The sequence below is a fragment of the Streptomyces agglomeratus genome (genome assembly GCF_001746415.1).
Lineage (GTDB): Bacteria > Actinomycetota > Actinomycetes > Streptomycetales > Streptomycetaceae > Streptomyces > Streptomyces agglomeratus.
On the sequence record NZ_MEHJ01000001.1, the window covers coordinates 2,682,403 to 2,699,116 of the forward strand.

At 70.0% G+C, this 16,714-nt stretch carries 16 protein-coding genes and 1 pseudogene; 6 read left to right on the forward strand and 11 right to left on the reverse strand.

Translation table 11 applies throughout. From position 1 onward, the window contains the following. Positions 1 to 24 precede the first annotated feature (24 nt). From AS594_RS11195 to AS594_RS11205, 3 genes are all read right to left on the reverse strand, one after another. On the reverse strand, positions 25 to 1,725 hold the full coding sequence (locus tag AS594_RS11195; protein ID WP_069933038.1) for a coenzyme B12-dependent isobutyryl-CoA mutase large subunit: 1,701 nt from the start codon (positions 1,723 to 1,725) through the stop codon (positions 25 to 27). 85 nt (positions 1,726 to 1,810) lie between these two features. Beyond that, the gene (locus AS594_RS11200; RefSeq protein ID WP_069926873.1) at positions 1,811 to 2,137 is read right to left on the reverse strand and encodes a DUF3817 domain-containing protein; all 327 of its coding nucleotides are present in this window, start codon (positions 2,135 to 2,137) and stop codon (positions 1,811 to 1,813) included. A 100-nt stretch (positions 2,138 to 2,237) separates the two neighbouring features. Next, positions 2,238 to 2,747, reverse strand: coding sequence for a MarR family winged helix-turn-helix transcriptional regulator (locus tag AS594_RS11205; protein ID WP_069926874.1), 510 nt, complete (start codon positions 2,745 to 2,747; stop codon positions 2,238 to 2,240). A gap of 232 nt (positions 2,748 to 2,979) precedes the next feature. Between AS594_RS11205 and AS594_RS11210 the strand changes: the two genes are divergently transcribed. After that, the gene (locus AS594_RS11210; protein ID WP_069926875.1) at positions 2,980 to 4,014 is read left to right on the forward strand and encodes a glycoside hydrolase family 6 protein; all 1,035 of its coding nucleotides are present in this window, start codon (positions 2,980 to 2,982) and stop codon (positions 4,012 to 4,014) included. Between the two features lie 39 nt (positions 4,015 to 4,053). Here the strand turns inward: AS594_RS11210 and glxA are convergent, their stop codons facing one another. The 4 genes from glxA to AS594_RS11230 all read right to left on the reverse strand — a co-directional run bounded on the left by glxA (position 4,054) and on the right by AS594_RS11230 (position 8,587). Next, on the reverse strand, positions 4,054 to 6,009 hold the full coding sequence (gene glxA, locus AS594_RS11215) for a radical copper oxidase GlxA (protein WP_069926876.1): 1,956 nt from the start codon (positions 6,007 to 6,009) through the stop codon (positions 4,054 to 4,056). A gap of 3 nt (positions 6,010 to 6,012) precedes the next feature. Further along, positions 6,013 to 7,791, reverse strand: coding sequence for a glycosyltransferase family 2 protein (locus AS594_RS11220; protein ID WP_420877776.1), 1,779 nt, complete (start codon positions 7,789 to 7,791; stop codon positions 6,013 to 6,015). 161 nt (positions 7,792 to 7,952) lie between these two features. Beyond that, a complete protein-coding gene (locus AS594_RS11225; RefSeq protein ID WP_069926878.1) occupies positions 7,953 to 8,246 on the reverse strand; it encodes an MTH1187 family thiamine-binding protein in 294 nt (97 codons plus the stop codon). Beyond that, entirely contained in the window at positions 8,243 to 8,587 is a 345-nt protein-coding gene (locus AS594_RS11230) for a DUF3817 domain-containing protein (RefSeq protein WP_069926879.1), read from the reverse strand. The genes AS594_RS11225 and AS594_RS11230 overlap by 4 nt, the downstream gene beginning before the upstream one ends. Positions 8,588 to 8,717: 130 nt before the next feature. On the opposite strand from AS594_RS11230, the gene AS594_RS11235 reads away from it, so the two are divergent. From AS594_RS11235 to AS594_RS11250, 4 genes are all read left to right on the forward strand, one after another. Then, positions 8,718 to 9,356 (forward strand): AIM24 family protein, encoded by a 639-nt coding sequence (locus tag AS594_RS11235; protein WP_069926880.1) that lies wholly within the window; start codon positions 8,718 to 8,720, stop codon positions 9,354 to 9,356. Further along, positions 9,356 to 10,006, forward strand: a complete 651-nt coding sequence (locus AS594_RS11240) for an AIM24 family protein (RefSeq protein WP_069933036.1) — start codon at positions 9,356 to 9,358, stop codon at positions 10,004 to 10,006. The genes AS594_RS11235 and AS594_RS11240 overlap by 1 nt, the downstream gene beginning before the upstream one ends. Then, positions 10,003 to 10,779, forward strand: coding sequence for an AIM24 family protein (locus AS594_RS11245; protein ID WP_069926882.1), 777 nt, complete (start codon positions 10,003 to 10,005; stop codon positions 10,777 to 10,779). Before AS594_RS11240 ends, AS594_RS11245 begins: the two co-directional genes overlap by 4 nt. A gap of 107 nt (positions 10,780 to 10,886) precedes the next feature. After that, the gene (locus AS594_RS11250; protein WP_069926883.1) at positions 10,887 to 11,363 is read left to right on the forward strand and encodes a MarR family winged helix-turn-helix transcriptional regulator; all 477 of its coding nucleotides are present in this window, start codon (positions 10,887 to 10,889) and stop codon (positions 11,361 to 11,363) included. Here the strand turns inward: AS594_RS11250 and AS594_RS11255 are convergent. Beyond that, positions 11,360 to 12,751: a sensor histidine kinase gene (locus AS594_RS11255; RefSeq protein WP_069933035.1), complete on the reverse strand. Its 1,392-nt coding sequence runs from the start codon at positions 12,749 to 12,751 to the stop codon at positions 11,360 to 11,362. The genes AS594_RS11250 and AS594_RS11255 overlap by 4 nt on opposite strands. Continuing rightward, entirely contained in the window at positions 12,748 to 13,410 is a 663-nt protein-coding gene (locus AS594_RS11260; protein ID WP_069926885.1) for a response regulator transcription factor, read from the reverse strand. The genes AS594_RS11255 and AS594_RS11260 overlap by 4 nt, the downstream gene beginning before the upstream one ends. 113 nt (positions 13,411 to 13,523) lie before the next feature. Between AS594_RS11260 and AS594_RS11265 the strand changes: the two genes are divergently transcribed. Continuing rightward, positions 13,524 to 14,051 (forward strand): PepSY domain-containing protein, encoded by a 528-nt coding sequence (locus tag AS594_RS11265; RefSeq protein WP_069926886.1) that lies wholly within the window; start codon positions 13,524 to 13,526, stop codon positions 14,049 to 14,051. 309 nt (positions 14,052 to 14,360) lie between these two features. On the opposite strand, the pseudogene meaB reads toward AS594_RS11265, so the two are convergent. Further along, a pseudogene (gene meaB / locus AS594_RS11270) lies at positions 14,361 to 15,322 on the reverse strand (methylmalonyl Co-A mutase-associated GTPase MeaB). 121 nt (positions 15,323 to 15,443) lie between these two features. Continuing rightward, positions 15,444 to 16,646: an acetyl-CoA C-acetyltransferase gene (locus tag AS594_RS11275; protein WP_069926888.1), complete on the reverse strand. Its 1,203-nt coding sequence runs from the start codon at positions 16,644 to 16,646 to the stop codon at positions 15,444 to 15,446. Positions 16,647 to 16,714: the final 68 nt, after the last annotated feature.

A 16,714-nucleotide genomic window follows, 5' to 3' on the forward strand; every position in this document is an offset into this window, starting at 1 on the left:
AGGACACCCGCGTGGGAAGCCTCCTCAGAACCCCGGCGGCTCCGTGTAGACCCCCCACTCGTCCCTCAGGACGCCGCAGATCTCGCCCAGGGTCGCTTCGGCACGTACCGCCGTGAGCATCGGCTCTATCATGTTCGACCCGTCGCGCGCGGCCGCGAGCAGCGCGTCCAGCGACGCTCGTACCTTGGCGTCGTCCCGCGCCGCCTTGCGCTCCGCCAGCGTGCTCACCTGCACGCGCTCGACCTCGTGGCTCACCCGCAGGATCTCCAGGTCGCCCGTCACCGAGCCGTGGTGGCAGTTCACACCCACCACCCGCTTGTCGCCCTTCTCCACCGACCGCTGGTACTGGAAGGCGGATTCCGCGATCTCCCCGGTGAACCAGCCGTCCTCGATCCCGCGCAGGATTCCGGAGGTGATCGGACCGATCGGATGGCGCCCGTCCGAGTGCGCCCGTGTCCCCCGCTCCTTGATCTGGTCGAAGATCTTCTCCGCGTCCGCCTCGATGCGGTCGGTCAGCTGCTCGATGTACCAGGAGCCGCCCAGCGGGTCCGCCACGTTCGCGACGCCCGTCTCCTCCATCAGCACCTGCTGCGTACGCAGCGCGATCTCCGCCGCCTGCTCGCTCGGCAGCGCGAGCGTCTCGTCCAGCGCGTTGGTGTGCAGCGAGTTCGTTCCGCCCAGCACCGCCGCCAGCGCCTCGACCGCCGTACGCACCACGTTGTTGTACGGCTGCTGAGCGGTCAGTGACACACCCGCCGTCTGCGTGTGGAACCGCAGCCACTGCGCCTTGTCCGTCCGCGCGCCGTAGACGTCCCGCATCCACCGCGCCCAGATCCTCCTGGCCGCGCGGAACTTCGCGATCTCCTCGAAGAAGTCCACGTGCGCGTCGAAGAAGAACGACAGGCCCGGCGCGAAGTGGTCCACGTCCATGCCCCGGCTGAGGCCCAGCTCGACGTATCCGAAGCCGTCCGCCAGCGTGTACGCGAGCTCCTGCGCGGCCGTCGCTCCCGCCTCGCGGATGTGGTAGCCGGAGACCGACAGCGGCTTGTACGCCGGGATCGAGCGCGCGCAGTGCTCCATCAGGTCGCCGATCAGGCGCAGGTGCGGCTCCGGCTGGAAGAGCCACTCCTTCTGCGCGATGTACTCCTTGAAGATGTCGGTCTGGAGCGTGCCGTTGAGGACCCCGGGGTCCACCCCCTGCCGCTCCGCCGCGACCAGGTACATGCAGAAGACGGGGACGGCCGGCCCGCTGATCGTCATGGACGTGGTGACGTCGCCCAGCGGGATGTCCTTGAACAGGACCTCCATGTCGGCGGCGGAATCGATGGCCACACCGCAGTGCCCGACCTCGCCGAGCGCCTTCGGCTCGTCCGAGTCGCGGCCCATCAGCGTCGGCATGTCGAAGGCCACGGACAGGCCGCCGCCGCCGTTCGCCAGGATCATCTTGTAGCGCTCGTTCGTCTGCTCGGCATTGCCGAAGCCGGCGAACTGGCGGATGGTCCAAGTCCGGCCCCGGTAGCCGGTCGGGTGCAGGCCGCGGGTGAAGGGGTACTCCCCCGGCCACCCGATGCGCTCGAATCCCTCGTACGTGTCACCGGGCCGCGGCCCGTACACGGGGTCGACCGGGTCTCCGGAGAGCGTGGTGAAGTCCGCGTCGCGCTTGCGGGCCTTGTCGTAACGGGCCTGCCAGCGGCGGCGGCCTTCCTCGATCGCTTCAGCGTCCATACTTCGAATTTACTAGGACGTCCTAGTAAATGTCGATGGCCGACCGCCACAAGCCACGCTTGTGGCGGTCAGAACGCGTGGATGATCAGACCTTCGCCGTCACCGGGCGCGCGTCCGTGATCAGCGCACGGGCCTCGCGGGTGATCTTCGGCTCGACAAAGAACGAGGCCAGGGGGATGCAGCCGGCCGCCAGCACCCACAGCAGCTTGCCGAACGGCCACTTCGCCTTGGTGCCGAGATCGAAGGCGAAGACGACATAGATGATGAACAGCACACCGTGGATCTGCGAGATGAGCATGGTGTCGCCGACGTGGAACACGTACTTCGCGACGATCGCCACGGTGAAGACCAGCAGCCACACGGCGGTGATGTACGCCATCACCCGGTATCGGGACAGCACATTCGACTTCATGGCGTCGAGCGTAGCGGGGCCGGGCGGGCGATCTTCGCGCGGGTTGCCGGTTCTGGACCGTTTCGCCCCGGCCCTCCCGCGCCGCCCCCGGAACCGGCGCCTACTTCTCCTCGAAGTCGTGGGCCGCCACCCGCAGCGGACGCAGCATGGCGAAGATCTCCGCGCACTCCTCGGCGTCGTACACACCCAGCCCGAAGTCCATCGCCATCAGGTCGCGGGTCGCCGCCTCCACCACCTCGCGGCCCTTCCCGGTGATCGAGGCGAGCGTGCCGCGACCGTCGTTCGGATTGGGCCGTTTGTCGACGAGACCGGACTTCACCAGCCGGTCGACGGTGTTCGTGACGGACGTCGGGTGGACCATCAGCCGCTCACCGATCTTGGACATCGGCAGTTCGCCCTGCTTGGAGAAGGTGAGCAGCACCAGCGCCTCGTACCGCGCGAAGGTCAGTCCGTACGGTCTGACGACGGCGTCGACCTCCGCGAGGAGGATCTGGTGCGCGCGCATGATCGACGTGATCGCGGACATCGAGGGGACGGGTCCCCAGCGCTGCCGCCAGAGTTCGTCGGCTCTGGCGATGGGATCGAACGGGAGGCTGAGCGGCTTCGGCACGGCGTCGACCTTACCGGCCGGTCATATCGCGGACATCCCCGTCTCGCGCTTCGGTCGAATTCGAAGCCGGCCACGCGTACGCGAACCCTCCGCCGCCACGGGCACGGCCACCACGCCCCCCACCACCCCACCGGTGTCGCAGCCGTACCCGATATGCGCACTATGCAACGATTGCCCGGTCCCTGGCGTCGCCCAGCCGACGTCGCCCAGTCGAACCGTTCAAGGGGGCTGGATGTCCGGCCGCAGACCGACCCGCTCGCTCACCGCTGCCGCGCTCGCCTGCCTCGCACTCGCCGCCGGCTGCTCCGGCTCCGGCAGCTCCGGGCCCGGGTCGGGGCAGGCGGCCGGCACGGCCGCCACCGCGCGGGACCAGGCGCCGGGCCGGGACTCGTCCCCGTACTGGGTCGACCCTCGGAGCGACGCCGCCCGCCAGGTCGCGGAGTGGGAGGCGCAGGGCCGCAGCGCCGACGCGGACGTGCTGCGGCGGATCTCCGAAAGGCCGGTGGCCGACTGGCCGGCCGGGGACGATCCCGCGCCCGACATCGAGAAGGCCGTGCGCGGCGCGGCCCGGGACGGCCGGACCGTCGTACTCGTCGCGTACAACATCCCCCACCGCGACTGCGGCCAGCACTCCGCGGGAGGCGCCGACGACGCCGAGACCTACCGCCGCTGGATCGGCTCCTTCGCCGACAGCATCGGCTCCGCCCCGGCCATCGTCATCCTGGAGCCGGACGCCGTGGCCCACATCGTGGACGGGTGCACGCCGGCCGAGGAGCACGACGAACGCACCGAGCTCCTCTCCGGTGCGGTCGACCGGCTCAAGCAGCAGCCGAAGACCAAGGTGTACCTGGACGCGGGCAATCCGGCGTGGATCGACGACCCCGGCAAGCTCGTGGAACCCCTTGAACGGGCCGGCGTCGACCGGGCCGACGGCATCTCGCTCAATGTCTCCAACTTCCAGGCGAACGACACCGTCAGATCGTTCGGCGCCCGGCTGTCCGGCCTCCTCGGCGGCGCCCACTTCGTGATCGACAGCAGCCGCAACGGCAATGGCCCCCTGCCCGGCAGCCGCACCGACGCCTGGTGCAACCCCACCGGGCGCGCGCTCGGTACGCCGCCCAGCGACCGCACCGGAGACCCGCTGCTCGACGCGTACCTGTGGATCAAGCGGCCCGGCGACTCGGACGGCGAGTGCCGGGGAGGCCCGGCGGCCGGCACCTGGTGGCCGGACTACGCGCTGGGGCTGGCCCGCCGCGCGAAGGCGTGAGGGGGCGGGGCAGCGGGGGATGCGGGGCAGCGGCCGCACTTACTTCACGTGGATCCACTTCGCCTCCGACGGCGTCCCCTCGGCGTCGGTGACGAACAGCATGTACCAGCCGGGCGGCACCAGGGACTTGTCGCCCGGCACCTCCACCGTGACCCGGCCGCGGCCCTTGCGCAGGCCGAGTTCGATGGAGCGCTGCTCGACATCCGTCGTGTGCGTCACCGCGCTCGGCCGCATCAGCCGGGCCCGCGCGATCCGCTCGGGGTGCGCGGTCCGGTACGTCGCCCTCCCCGACGCCCCCAGCTCGCGCGGCCCGGCCCCCAGCACCGGACGCAGTGCCTTGTCCCGGAAGAGGTACGGCGGCGTGTAGACCTCCATCCGCTGCTCGAACTTGCCGAGCTTCGTGTTGTCCTTGTCGCCGAAGAGCGAATCGGAGCCGAAGGTCACCACCCGGCCGTCGGGCAGCAGCAGCGCCTCGGAGTGATAGTTGCGTCCCACGGTCGGGTCGGCCGCCGCCTTGAAGGCGTTCGTCTTCGGGTCGTAGAACTGCGCCTTGAGGATGTTGCTGGCGCCGCGCCCCCGGTAGTCCCCGGAGCCGCCGCTGGTGAAGACCGTGTCGTCCGGCATGATGACGCTGTTCAGGTACCGCGTGCCCTGCGGGAGCCGGGGTCCGGGCTCGAAGGCCGGGCTCTCCTTGTTCAGGTCGATGACCGCCGTACGCCCGGTCGCCTTCTCGGACTCCCCGACGCCCCCTCCGCCGAGGATCATCACCCGCTGGTTCTGCGCGGGCGGCAGGACCAGTGACGCCGCAGTCTCGGTCTGGTCGAGATCGGTGAGCCCGCCGACCTTCTTGAAGGTGTTCTTCTCCAGGTCCCAGATGCCGGGATCGCGGCCCTTGTCGGCCGGTCCGTAACCGGCGTTCGCGCCGGAGTAGAAGAGCTTGCCGCCCTTGGTGAGGAAGAGCGCCGGGTACGTCGGGAAGTACCGGAAGGGCGCCTTCGACCACTTCTTCGTCTTCGGGTCGTAGTACTCGTTGTCGCCGGCCAGGATGGCGCCGACGTCGTCGAGGCCGGAGACCGCGAGCACCTTGCCGTTCTGGAGGGTGACCAGCGTCGGGTACCAGCGGGCCTCCTTCATGGGGTCGACGGGTATGTACCGCTCCGCCTTCGGGTCGAACTCGTACGCCGCCCTGATGCCCTGGTAGTCCTGCTTGTCCATGGTGATCGCCTCGGCGAGGCCGTACGCGTTGTCGGCGTCCTCGCCCTTGAGTCCGAGGATCTCGTACTGCGCGGACTGCTTGGTGACCGCCTTCGGCCCTTCCTCGACGGCCTCGACGAATACCCGGGCCTCGGCCGCCTTGACGCTGGTCTTCCAGGGCAGCATGCGTCCGCTCTTGGCGTACGAGATCTTGAACTGGCGCTTCGCCTTCGGGACGGTCACGTCGAACCGCGACACGTACGTGATCCCGGAGGGCGAGCGGAACCGGGTGCCCTTCTTGAAGGTGATGGGCTTGTCCGGGTTCTCGTTCTTGACCCGCATCCCGCCGCCGGCCCGCATGACCTTGTCGCCCATCACCTCGTAGCGTGCCGTGCCGCCCGCCACCAGCAGCCGCCCGTCGGGCAGTTGCGCGTGCCCGGCGCAGAAGAAGTCCTCGGGGGTCGGTACCAGCTCGAAGGAGTCGTCCCGCGGGTCCCACAGGACGGTCTCGAAGGTGCCCTCGTCGAACTTCTTCTGCTCGTTGCCCGAGCCCGCGATGATCAGCACCTTGCCGGTGTGGAGCAGGGCCGCGTGGATGGCGTTCGTGCGGTACTTCTCGGGGATGTCGACGGTCGACCAGGAGCCGTACTGCGCCTTGTAGCCGGGCTGCGCGATCTTGTACGCGTGGTACTTCTCCTCCACGAAGGTCAGCGCCGCCGGGGCGTTGAGTCCCGCGAGCACCACGACGGCTCCGCCGCCCAGCAGCGTCTTCTTGAACTTCTGCGTCGGCCGGTAGGCCATGGGTCAGTTCCCTCCGGTCGTCGTCGCGAACGCGGGCTCCGGCTCCTCACCCGGCACCGCGCTGCCTGCGGCGCCCTTGACGGCCCTGGCGCTGACGGTCCTGGTGGCGGCGCGCTCACGTGCGGAGGTCCAGCACCACACCGCGACCGGCGCGAGTGCGATGACCAGGGCCAGTACGGCCCATGTGCGCATCGCCGCATGGGTGTGACCGAAGTGGACGGACGCGACCAGCGAGGCCAGCAGCACCACCGCCCAGGACAGGTGGATACGGAAGGTCAGCAGCCGGTCGGGGCTCGCCTCGCCGCCCTTGGGCGTGACCACGAACCTGCCTCGGGTGCGCAGCACCGCCGAGCCGAGGGACTTCGCGTAGATCGGTGCGCAGAGCGCCGACATCGCCATGCCGGCCAGGCCACCGGAGCCCTCGGGTTCGTGCGGCGAGACGTTGTGGCGCCTGTTCCACAGGTAGAGCCCGATCTGGAGGGCGGCCGCGTCGCTGTAGAGCATCAGCCACACCGACGAGGAGACCTGAGTGCCGGACGCCCCGAACCACAGGAACAGGACGCAGCTGAGAATGCCGAGCAGCCAGTTCACGGCCGTCATCGGGTAGTAGACGAGCATCAGCGAGTACGTGAGCAGCCGGCCCGGCGGCACGCGCAGCGGCGCTTTCCAGAACTGCTTGAACAGCGTCTCGTACGTGCCCCGCGACCACCTCAGCTGCTGCGTGAAGAAGTCGGTCCAGGAGGCCGGGCCCTCGCCGACGGCCAGCACGTCCGGGGTGTAGACGGACCGCCAGAAGCGCCCGGTGTCCGGGTTCCTCCTGCGGTGCAGTTCGAAGCCGGTGGCCATGTCCTCGGTGATCGAGTCGTACAGGCCGCCGACCTGCTTGAGGGCCCGGACGCGTACGACGTTGTTGGTGCCGACGAACATGGGCGCGCCGTAGCGGTTGCCGGCGCGCTGGATCAGGGCGTGGAACAGGAACTGCTGCGACTCGGCTGCCTTGGTGACGCACCGGTCGTAGTTGCCGTAGACCTGCGGGCCGACGACGAAGGCGACGTCCGGGTCGCGGAAGTAACCCAGCATCCGTTCGAGGAAGTTGGCCAGCGGCACGTGGTCGGTGTCGACGGAGGCGAAGAAGTCGTAGTCGTCGCCGTGCATGGCGAGCCAGGCGTTGTAGTTGCCGTGCTTGGTCCTCGCCCGGTGCGGGCCCTTCCTGGTGTTCCACTCCGGTATGCCGCTGCGGGTGAAGTGCCGTACGCCCAGCTCGGCACAGAGCGCGCGGGCCTGCTCGTCGTCGCCCTCGTCGAGGAGCCAGATGTCGAGCGGTCCGTCGTGCCGCAGCCCGACCGCCCCTTCGAGCGTGGCGCGCACCATGGACAGGGCTTCCTTGCCCGGCACGTACGTCGTGAGGAACGCGACCCGGGTGCCGGGCTCGGGCGTCACCGGTACGGGGTCCCTGGCGACCAGCGTGGCGTGTGCGATCGACACCACGTTGACCAGCATGAAGAACATGATCAGGCCGATCGAGGCCAGCATCACCTGGTCGAGCCGGACCAGCCAGCGGTCGCCGCCCTCGCGTTCGGTCCAGTGGGTGGGCCAGACGAGGTAGACGAGCAGCAGCGCCGAGAGCAGCGGAGCCAGCGTCATCAGCAGCACGGCGCGTATTCGGTGCGGTTCCTGCGCCATCAGACTCCGGTACTGAACCCGGTACGCGGTGGTGCCAGGTTCCGTCAGCGGCCCGGCGAGCCGGCTGTGGGTCTCGTAGTCGTAGCCGTCCGGCCGCACTGTGCCTCCCGCAGTCGAGGGCGTTCGATACCCCCACATAAAGGGACATTTGGCGGTGTGTCGAACTGGGTCGTCCGAGCGGGCGGTTTTCCGCGTCCGGCGGTTTGAACGACGAAGCCCCCGACCGCGCCGGGGCGGTCGGGGGCTGTCGTACGGCCGGTTCAGGCACTCAGATGGCGCTCCACGGTCTCGACCTTGGAGGTCAGCCCGTCGGTGACGCCGGGCCGGATGTCGGCCTTGAGGACCAGCGACACGCGCGGGGCGCGGGCCTCGACGACGGCGACGGCGCGCTTCACGACGTCCATCACCTCGTCCCACTCCCCCTCGATCGAGGTGAACATCGCGTCGGTGCGGTGGGGCAGCCCGGACTCGCGGACCACGCGCACCGCGTCGGCGACGTACTCCCCGACGTCCTCGCCCACACCCAGCGGGCTGACGGAGAAGGCGACGATCATGCGCCGACCACACCCTGCTTGCGGGCGCGGCCCGCGATGACCGCGTCCTCGGCCGCGCGCTTGAGGCGCTTGTCGGCGAAGAAGCCGCCGGTCGGCAGGACCGACATGGCGAGGTAGAAGGCCGCCGTCCCGAGGGACCACTTCGTCCGGTTCCAGGCGTCCGCCCAGAAGAGGACGTACAGGACGAAGAGGAGGCCGTGGACGGCGCCCATGACCGGGACGGCGTTGAACTCCGTGGTGCGCTTGAGCACCGAGCAGACGAGCAGCAACAGGAAGGAGACCGCCTCGGGGACGGACACCAGGCGGAGGCGGCGGAGTGCGGAAGCGGTCTTGATGTCCACGGAGGGGCAACCTTCGTCGTCGCAGGGAACGGTCGATCTTGTGAACGGACGCACAAGCTCGCACCCCATTGTGGCAGCCCTCCCCCGCCGCCCTTTATCAGGGTCGGGGTCACGGGATACCGTCACCCACGTGGCTCAGTTCCGACTCCAAGGCAGCAAGGTGCTCGCCGTCGACATGACCGGCGACGCCGTCAAAGCGAAAAACGGCTCGATGGTCGCGTACGACGGCCAGATGGCCTTCAAGAAGATGTCCGGCGGCGGTGAGGGCGTGCGCGGCATGGTGACCCGCCGCCTGACCGGTGAGCAGATGACCGTGATGGAGGTGAAGGGCCACGGCACGTGCTATTTCGCCGACCGCGCGAGCGAGATCAACCTCGTCTCGCTGCACGGCGACAAGCTGTACGTCGAGTCCAGCAATCTCCTGTGCACGGACGCGGGCCTGCGCACCGGCACCTCCTTCACCGGACTGCGCGGCGGCGCGACCGGCAACGGCCTGTTCACCACCACGGTGGAGGGCACCGGCCAGGCGGCGATCATGTCGGACGGTCCGGCGGTCGTGCTGCGCGTCTCGGCCCAGTACCCGCTCCAGGTCGACCCGGGGGCGTACATCGCCCACCAGGGCAACCTCCAGCAGCACTTCCAGTCCGGGGTGAACTTCCGCACGCTCATCGGCGAGGGCTCGGGCGAGGCGTTCCAGATCCGCTTCGAGGGTGAGGGGCTCGTCTACGTGCAGCCGAGCGAGCGCAACACCGTCGGGGGCGACGTCTGATGCCGTTCCGCGAGATCAATTCGAAGATGGTCGAGGCGCGGGTCGTGCCCGGCCAGAAGATGTTCAGCCAGCGGGGCGCGATGCTCGCGTACCAGGGCGACGTGTCGTTCACGCCGAACATCCAGGGCGGCCAGGGCGGCGTGATGTCCATGATCGGCCGGCGGGTCGCGAACGAGTCGACCCCGCTCATGACGGTCGAGGGCTCCGGGACGGTCATGTTCGGTCACGGCGGCCACCACATCCAGGTGATCAACCTGGCCGGCGACACCCTGTGCGTCGAGGCGGACCGCCTGCTGGCCTTCGACGGCACCCTCGCCCAGGGCACGATGTTCATGGGCTCGCAGGGCGGCGTCATGGGCATGGTGCGCGGCCAGGTGACCGGCCAGGGCCTGTTCACCACCACGCTCAAGGGCCACGGCGCGGTCGCCGTGATGGCACACGGCGGCGTGATCGAACTGCCCATCACCCCGCAGCGCCCGGTCCACGTCGACCCGCAGGCGTACGTCGCGCACCACGGCGAGGTACGCAACAAGCTCTCCACCGCACTCGGCTGGCGCGACATGGTGGGTCGCGGGTCGGGCGAGGCGTTCCAGCTGGAGCTGTCCGGCAGCGGCGCGGTGTACGTACAGGCCTCGGAGGAAAAGCTGTGACCGGTCCCGTGGTCTTCGACCCGCACACGCTCCCCTCCGACGACAACGTGAACCCCTACACCTTCTGCGTGGAGCTCAAGGGGAGCCAGTGGTTCCTCCAGAAGGGCAAGATGATCGCCTACTACGGGCGCATCGACTTCAACGGCATCGGCCACGGCCGCTTCGACCGCCTGCTGCGCAGCAGCTTCCACTCGCCGCTGCACGCGAGCGACTGGGTGGTGGCGGAGGGCCAGGGCAAGATGCTGCTCGCGGACCGGGCGTTCGACGTCAATTCCTTCGACCTCGACAACGGCAACCTCACGATCCGCTCCGGCAACCTCCTGGCGTACGAGCCGACACTCGCGCTCAAGCAGTCGATCGTCCCGGGCTTCCTCACCCTGATCGGTACGGGCAAGTTCGTGGCGGCCTCCAACGGCCCGGTGGTCTTCATGGAGCCGCCGATCCGGGTGGACCCGCAGGCGCTGGTGGGCTGGGCGGACTGCCCGTCGCCGTGCCACCACTACGACCACCAGTACATGACAGGCGTCATGGGCGGGATCAGGTCACTCACCGGCATCGGAGGTACGTCGGGCGAGGAGCACCAGTTCGAGTTCGTGGGAGCCGGCACCGTACTGCTCCAGTCCACCGAAGTCCTCATGGCGGAGCAGGCCACGGGCACCGTTCCGGCCCAGGCCGGAGTGCCCGGCGGGCACGGCTCGGGGCAAGGTCATCAGGGCGGCGCACCGCGTCTTCCCGGTCAGCTGGGGGACCTCCAGCGTCGCTTCGGGCTGTGAGCGGTAGTCTGCGGAGTGTGACATCGAACGCGTGCACCCTTGTCGCGTGCCCGGCGTCACATTCCGCAACTTCGTCCAGAATTCAACTTCTTAGGTAGAATCCATACATGGAGACCGAGACGGCCACCCCCTGGCTGACCGATGCCGAACAGTGCGCCTGGCGGACCTACCTGGACGCCAACAGGCTGCTGACCTATCAGCTCGAAAAGGATCTTCAGCCGTACGGGCTGACCATCAACGACTACGAGATCCTCGTCAACCTGTCCGAGTCGGACGACCGCCGGCTGCGGATGAGCGACCTCGCGGCAGCGACCCTCCAGTCCAAGAGCCGGCTCTCCCACCAGATCACCCGCATGGAGAACGCGGGACTGGTCCGCCGGGCGAGCTGCGAGTCCGACCGCCGCGGCCTGTACGCCGTGCTGACCGAGCAGGGCAGCGAGACCATGAAGCAGGTCGCGCCGCACCACGTGGAATCCGTACGCCGCCACTTCATCGGCATGCTCTCCCCCGAGGCACTCGCCGACATGAAGGCCGCCCTCACCCCGGTGGTCGAGCAGCTGCGCGGCCGGCGCGGAAGGATCTAGCCGGCCGGCAGACGCAGCGTGAAGAGAGCACCGCCGCGCTCTCCTTCACGCACGGACAGCGAACCGCCGTGCCGCGTCGCGACATCGCGGGCGATCGCCAGCCCCAGCCCCGCGCCACCGTCGTCGCGGGCACGGGCGTCGTCCAGCCGTACGAACCGCTCGAAGATCCGCTCGCGTTCCCCCACAGGCACCCCCGGACCGTCGTCAGCGACCTCCACCATCACAGCGCCGCCCTCGGCCCGCAACCGGATTACGACCGAACTCCGCGCGTGCCGCTGCGCGTTGTCAAGCAGGTTGCCGAGCACCCGGGCCAGCTGCCCGCGCGACCCGGCCACCTCGAACGCGCCCGAGCCCACGACCGTGACCGGCAGCCGGTCCGCGCGCTGCGAGACCTCTTCCCGCACCAGCGCGCCGAGATCGACACGCCCCTGTCCGGGGCGCTCCCCCGCGTCCAGCCGCGCGAGCAGCAGCAGATCGGCGGCCAGCCCTTGGAGCCGTACGGTGTCCCGCACCGCGCCCTCCACGTCAAGCAGCTCCGGATGCGCGGCCCCGACCTCCAGCTGGGTCCGCAGCGAAGCGATCGGACTGCGCAGCTCGTGCGAGGCGTCGGCGACGAACCGCCGCTGCCGCTCCACCGACGCCTCCAGCGCCGCGAGCGTCTCATTGGTGGTCACGGCCAGCCGCGCCACCTCGTCGTGCGCGTCCGGTTCCGGCACCCGCCGCGACAGATCCTCGGACGCGGTGATCGCCGCCATCTCGCGCCGGATGCCCTCCACCGGCCGCAGCGCCCGCCGCGTCACGAGCCACGTCACCCCGCCCACCACCACGAGCAGCGCGGGCAGCCCGATGAGCATGGCCTCCCGTACGGTGCCGACGGCGTCCTGCTCGGTGGCCAGCGGCGCACCGGCGTACACCGTGACGGTCTGCCCGCGGGGCGTCGTCGCCTCGACGCCGGCGAACCGGTAGTCGGCCCGCTCACCGTCCACGGCCGCGCTGCCCGACGACATCCGCGGCTCGTCGTCCGACACCTCTCCCCGCCCGGGATCGTCGTCGTCCTCGCCCGCCCCCCCGCGCCCGGCCCTCACCTCGGGGCTCCCCGTCCCCTCGATGCTCTCCAGCTCCTCGCTCACGGCCACCACCCGGCCGTCCTCGCCCACGATCTGCACGGGCCGGTCGTCAGGCCACTCCACCTCCCCGTACGCCCGTCCCACAGCCACCTGCGAGGCGACATTGCGCGCGTCGACCTCGGCCTGGAGGCCGGCCTGGTCGATCAGATTCGCGCGCAGCACCAGCAGCACGGCCAGCCCGGCGGCCACCAGCGCCACGGCGACGACCGCGGTGGCCCCGAGCGCCGCCCTGGCCCGTACGGACCCGAAGAGCCGCCTCATCCCGCCACCAGCCGGTACCCGGCGCCGCGCACCGTCTGGATCCGCCGGGCGCCGAGCTTGCGCCGCAGAGCGCTGACGTACACCTCGACGATGTTGGGGTCACCGTCGTACGCGAAGTCCCACACGTGCTCCAGGATCCGCGCCTTGCTGACCACCTCACCGGCCCGCACCGCGAACTGCTCCAGCACGGCGAACTCCTTGGCGGTGAGTACGACTTCTTCCTCACCCGCGTACACACGCCGGCTGGCGGTGTCCATCCGCAGGTCCCCGACGGCCAGCACGGGCGAGGCCCCGGCACCGGCCCGTCGCCGCAGCAGCGCCTTGACCCGCGCGACCAGCACCACGTACGAGAACGGCTTGGTCAGGTAGTCGTCCGCCCCCGTGTCGAGCCCCTCGGCCTCGTCGTACTCCCCGTCCTTGGCGGTCAGCATCAGGATCGGCACGTCATTGCCCGCCGCCCGCAGGGCCGCACAGACCCGGTAGCCGTTCATGCCGGGCAGCATGATGTCGAGAAGCACGAGATCGTACGAGCCCTCCCCGGCGCGGTGCAGCCCTTCGAGCCCGTCGTGCACCACGTCCACGGCGAAGCCCTCGGCGGTGAGGCCCTTGGCCAGGGCCACCGCGAGCCGCCTCTCGTCCTCCACGATCAACAAGCGCATGCGCCAAGGTTCGCAAACCGAACCTGAAGAAGCCTTCAGCAGGCTTCAGGTCACCTTCAGCGTCCCTCGGCCAGATTGATCCCCGAAGCAGCCAACCGCTCGGGAGGAACCTCATGAAGCGCAAGCTCGTCATCGCCACCGCCGTCACGGCCCTGCTCATCGGCGGCGGAACAGCGACAGCGTTCGCCACATCGGACGACGACAAGCCGGCCACCAGCACGATCACCCTGGAGGAGGCGACGAAGGCGGCCACCGGGTCCGCGCCGGGCACGGTCACCGGCGCCGAACTCGACGACGACCGGCCGACGTGGGAGGTCGACGTCTACGGCAAGGACGCCAAGTGGCACGACGTCGACGTGGACGCCAAGACGGCGAAGGTACAGGACACCCACTCCGAAGACGACGCGGACGACCGCGCCCCGCGCAGCCCGAAGGTCACCCTGAAGGAGGCCGCAGCGGCAGCCCTGAAGGCGCAGCCGGGCACGCTGACGTCCATCGACCTGGACGACGACGGCGGCTGGGAGGCGGAAGTCCGTTCCAAGGACGGCAAGCACCACGAGCTGAACGTGGACGCCAGGACAGCGAAGGCAACAGCGGACCGGGACACGGACGACGCGGACGACGCCACCGACACCGACTGACGACCGAACGCCGCCGGCCGGACGGCACCCCACCTCGGCTCCCACCACCCACCGGCGAGAGAGGACGGGACAGCGACCCTCCCGGCGGGGCGGGGAGACCCACCCACCGGCGTGAGGGGGCGGGACGCGCAGGGGGTGGTGTTCGGGACGTAAAGCGTGATTTGTGGGCAGGGCGCGGGTTACGCATCCCAGGGGCGGTGGCGGCGCGCCTAAATCACGCAGTCCCGAACGCCGCCCCGGAGCGGCCCGCCCCGCCCGCATCCCCGCCCGCACCCCCGACCGGTACACCGACCCCGTACAACCGACCCGCTACGCCGAAGACTCGGTAATCCCCGCCACCAGCTCGTCCGCCGCCGCGTAGGGATCCAGCTCGCCCGCGACGATCCGCTCCGCCAGCGCCCCGAGCCGCCGGTCCCCCCGCAGGTCCCCGATGCGCTCCCGCAGCGCGGTGACGGCGATCGTCTCGACCTCGTGCGCCGCCCGCTTGGCACGCCGCTCCCCGAGAACCCCCCGCTCCTCCATCCACGCGCGGTGCTTCTCCAACGCCTCGACGACCTCGTCGATGCCCTCGCCCCGCGCCGCCACCGTCTTCACGATCGGGGGCCGCCAGTCCCCGGGCCCCCGGGACTCCCGAGCCCCAGCATGTGATTGAGCTCCCGCGCGGTGGCGTCGGCCCCGTCCCGGTCGGCCTTGTTGACGACATACAGGTCCCCGATCTCCAGGATCCCCGCCTTCGCGGCCTGGATCCCGTCCCCCATGCCCGGTGCCAGCAGTACCACCGACGTGTCGGCCTGCGAGGCGATCTCGACCTCGGACTGCCCGACGCCCACCGTCTCCACCAGCACCACGTCGCACCCGGCGGCGTCGAGCACCCGGATGGCCTGCGGCGCCGCCCAGGCCAGTCCGCCCAGATGTCCGCGCGTGGCCATGGACCTGATGTAGACCCCGGGGTCCGAGGCGTGCTCCGACATCCGGACCCGGTCACCGAGCAGCGCGCCACCGCTGAACGGCGACGACGGGTCCACCGCCAGCACCCCGACCCGCTTCCCGGCCCGCCGGTAGGCCGAGACCAGCGCCGAGGTGGATGTCGACTTGCCGACGCCCGGCGATCCCGTGAGCCCCACCACGTACGCGTTGCCGGCGAGCGGAGCCAGCGCCGCCATCACCTCACGCAGTTGCGGGGACGCCCCCTCGACCAGCGAGATCAGCCGGGCGACGGCACGCGGCCGGCCCTCTCGCGCCTGAGCCACCAGCTCGGGGACGTCCTGCATCACAACTCCGCTCCTCGATCAAGCACTACGGAAGGGTTACGCGCCCGAGACCGCGACGCCCGCGACTACGCGCTCGCGACTACGTGCCCGCAGCCACGTGCCCGCAGCCACGCGCCCGCGACTACTTGCCCGCGACCCTGATGATCAGCGCATCGCCCTGACCGCCGCCACCACACAGCGCGGCAGCGCCCACGCCTCCACCGCGCCGCTTCAGTTCGAGCGCCAGGTGCAGCACGACGCGCGCACCGGACATCCCGATGGGGTGCCCGAGGGCGATCGCGCCACCGTTGACGTTCACCTTTTCCGGGGACACCCCGAGGTCCTTCATTGACTGCACGGCGACGGCCGCGAAAGCCTCGTTGATCTCGATGAGGTCAAGATCGTCGACGCCGATCCCTTCCTTCCCCAGCGCGTGCGCGATCGCGTTCGAGGGCTGGGACTGGAGCGAGTTGTCCGGACCGGCCACGTTCCCGTGGGCGCCGATCTCGGCGATCCACTCCAGGCCGAGCTCCTCGGCCTTGGCCTTGCTCATGACCACCACGGCCGCCGCACCGTCCGAGATCTGCGAGGCGGTGCCCGCGGTGATCGTCCCGTCCTTGGCGAAAGCGGGCCGCAGCTTGCCCAGCGACTCCGCCGTCGTCTCCGGCCGGATCCCCTCGTCCTTCGAGAAGAGGACCGGGTCGCCCTTGCGCTGCGGGATCTCGACGGGCGTGATCTCCGCCTCGAAGAGGCCGTTCTTCTGCGCGGCGGCGGCCCGCTGGTGCGACTGCGCGGCGAATTCGTCCTGCGGACCGCGGGCGATGCCGAGGCGGGTGTTGTGCTTCTCGGTCGACTCCCCCATCGCGATGCCCTCGAAGGAGTCGGTCAGACCGTCGTGGGCCATCGAGTCGAGCATCTCGATCGCCCCGTACTTGAAGCCGTCACGGGACTTCGGCAGCACGTGCGGCGCGTTCGTCATGGACTCCTGGCCACCGGCCACCACGATGTCGAACTCACCGGCACGGATCAGCTGATCGGCCAGCGCGATCGCGTCGAGCCCCGAAAGGCAGACCTTGTTGATGGTCAGAGCGGGCACATTCATCGGAATCCCGGCCTTTACGGCCGCCTGGCGGGCGGGGATCTGCCCCGCGCCGGCCTGGAGCACCTGGCCCATGATCACGTACTGGACCTGGTCACCGCCGATCCCGGCCCGCTCCAGGGCGGCCTTGATGGCGAAGCCGCCGAGGTCCGCGCCGGAGAAGGACTTGAGCGAGCCGAGCAGCCGGCCCATGGGCGTACGGGCACCAGCGACGATGACGGACGTTGTGCGGTTCGTTCCGGACATGAGGCACGGCCCCTTGGGATGAGGAGTGAACGAGGGTTTACCTCAATGTACTGAGCGGTACCGGCCCG

Bases quoted from the DNA above. Each gene is read 5' to 3' on its own strand.
- AS594_RS11195 (WP_069933038.1), bottom strand. From the start codon at position 1,725: ATGGACGCTGAAGCGATCGAGGAAGGCCGCCGCCGCTGGCAGGCCCGT.
- AS594_RS11200 (WP_069926873.1), bottom strand. From the start codon at position 2,137: ATGAAGTCGAATGTGCTGTCCCGATACCGGGTGATGGCGTACATCACC.
- AS594_RS11210 (WP_069926875.1), top strand. From the start codon at position 2,980: ATGTCCGGCCGCAGACCGACCCGCTCGCTCACCGCTGCCGCGCTCGCC.
- glxA (WP_069926876.1), bottom strand. From the start codon at position 6,009: ATGGCCTACCGGCCGACGCAGAAGTTCAAGAAGACGCTGCTGGGCGGC.
- AS594_RS11225 (WP_069926878.1), bottom strand. From the start codon at position 8,246: ATGATCGTCGCCTTCTCCGTCAGCCCGCTGGGTGTGGGCGAGGACGTC.
- AS594_RS11240 (WP_069933036.1), top strand. From the start codon at position 9,356: ATGCCGTTCCGCGAGATCAATTCGAAGATGGTCGAGGCGCGGGTCGTG.
- AS594_RS11250 (WP_069926883.1), top strand. From the start codon at position 10,887: ATGGAGACCGAGACGGCCACCCCCTGGCTGACCGATGCCGAACAGTGC.
- AS594_RS11255 (WP_069933035.1), bottom strand. From the start codon at position 12,751: ATGAGGCGGCTCTTCGGGTCCGTACGGGCCAGGGCGGCGCTCGGGGCC.
- AS594_RS11260 (WP_069926885.1), bottom strand. From the start codon at position 13,410: ATGCGCTTGTTGATCGTGGAGGACGAGAGGCGGCTCGCGGTGGCCCTG.
- AS594_RS11265 (WP_069926886.1), top strand. From the start codon at position 13,524: ATGAAGCGCAAGCTCGTCATCGCCACCGCCGTCACGGCCCTGCTCATC.
- AS594_RS11275 (WP_069926888.1), bottom strand. From the start codon at position 16,646: ATGTCCGGAACGAACCGCACAACGTCCGTCATCGTCGCTGGTGCCCGT.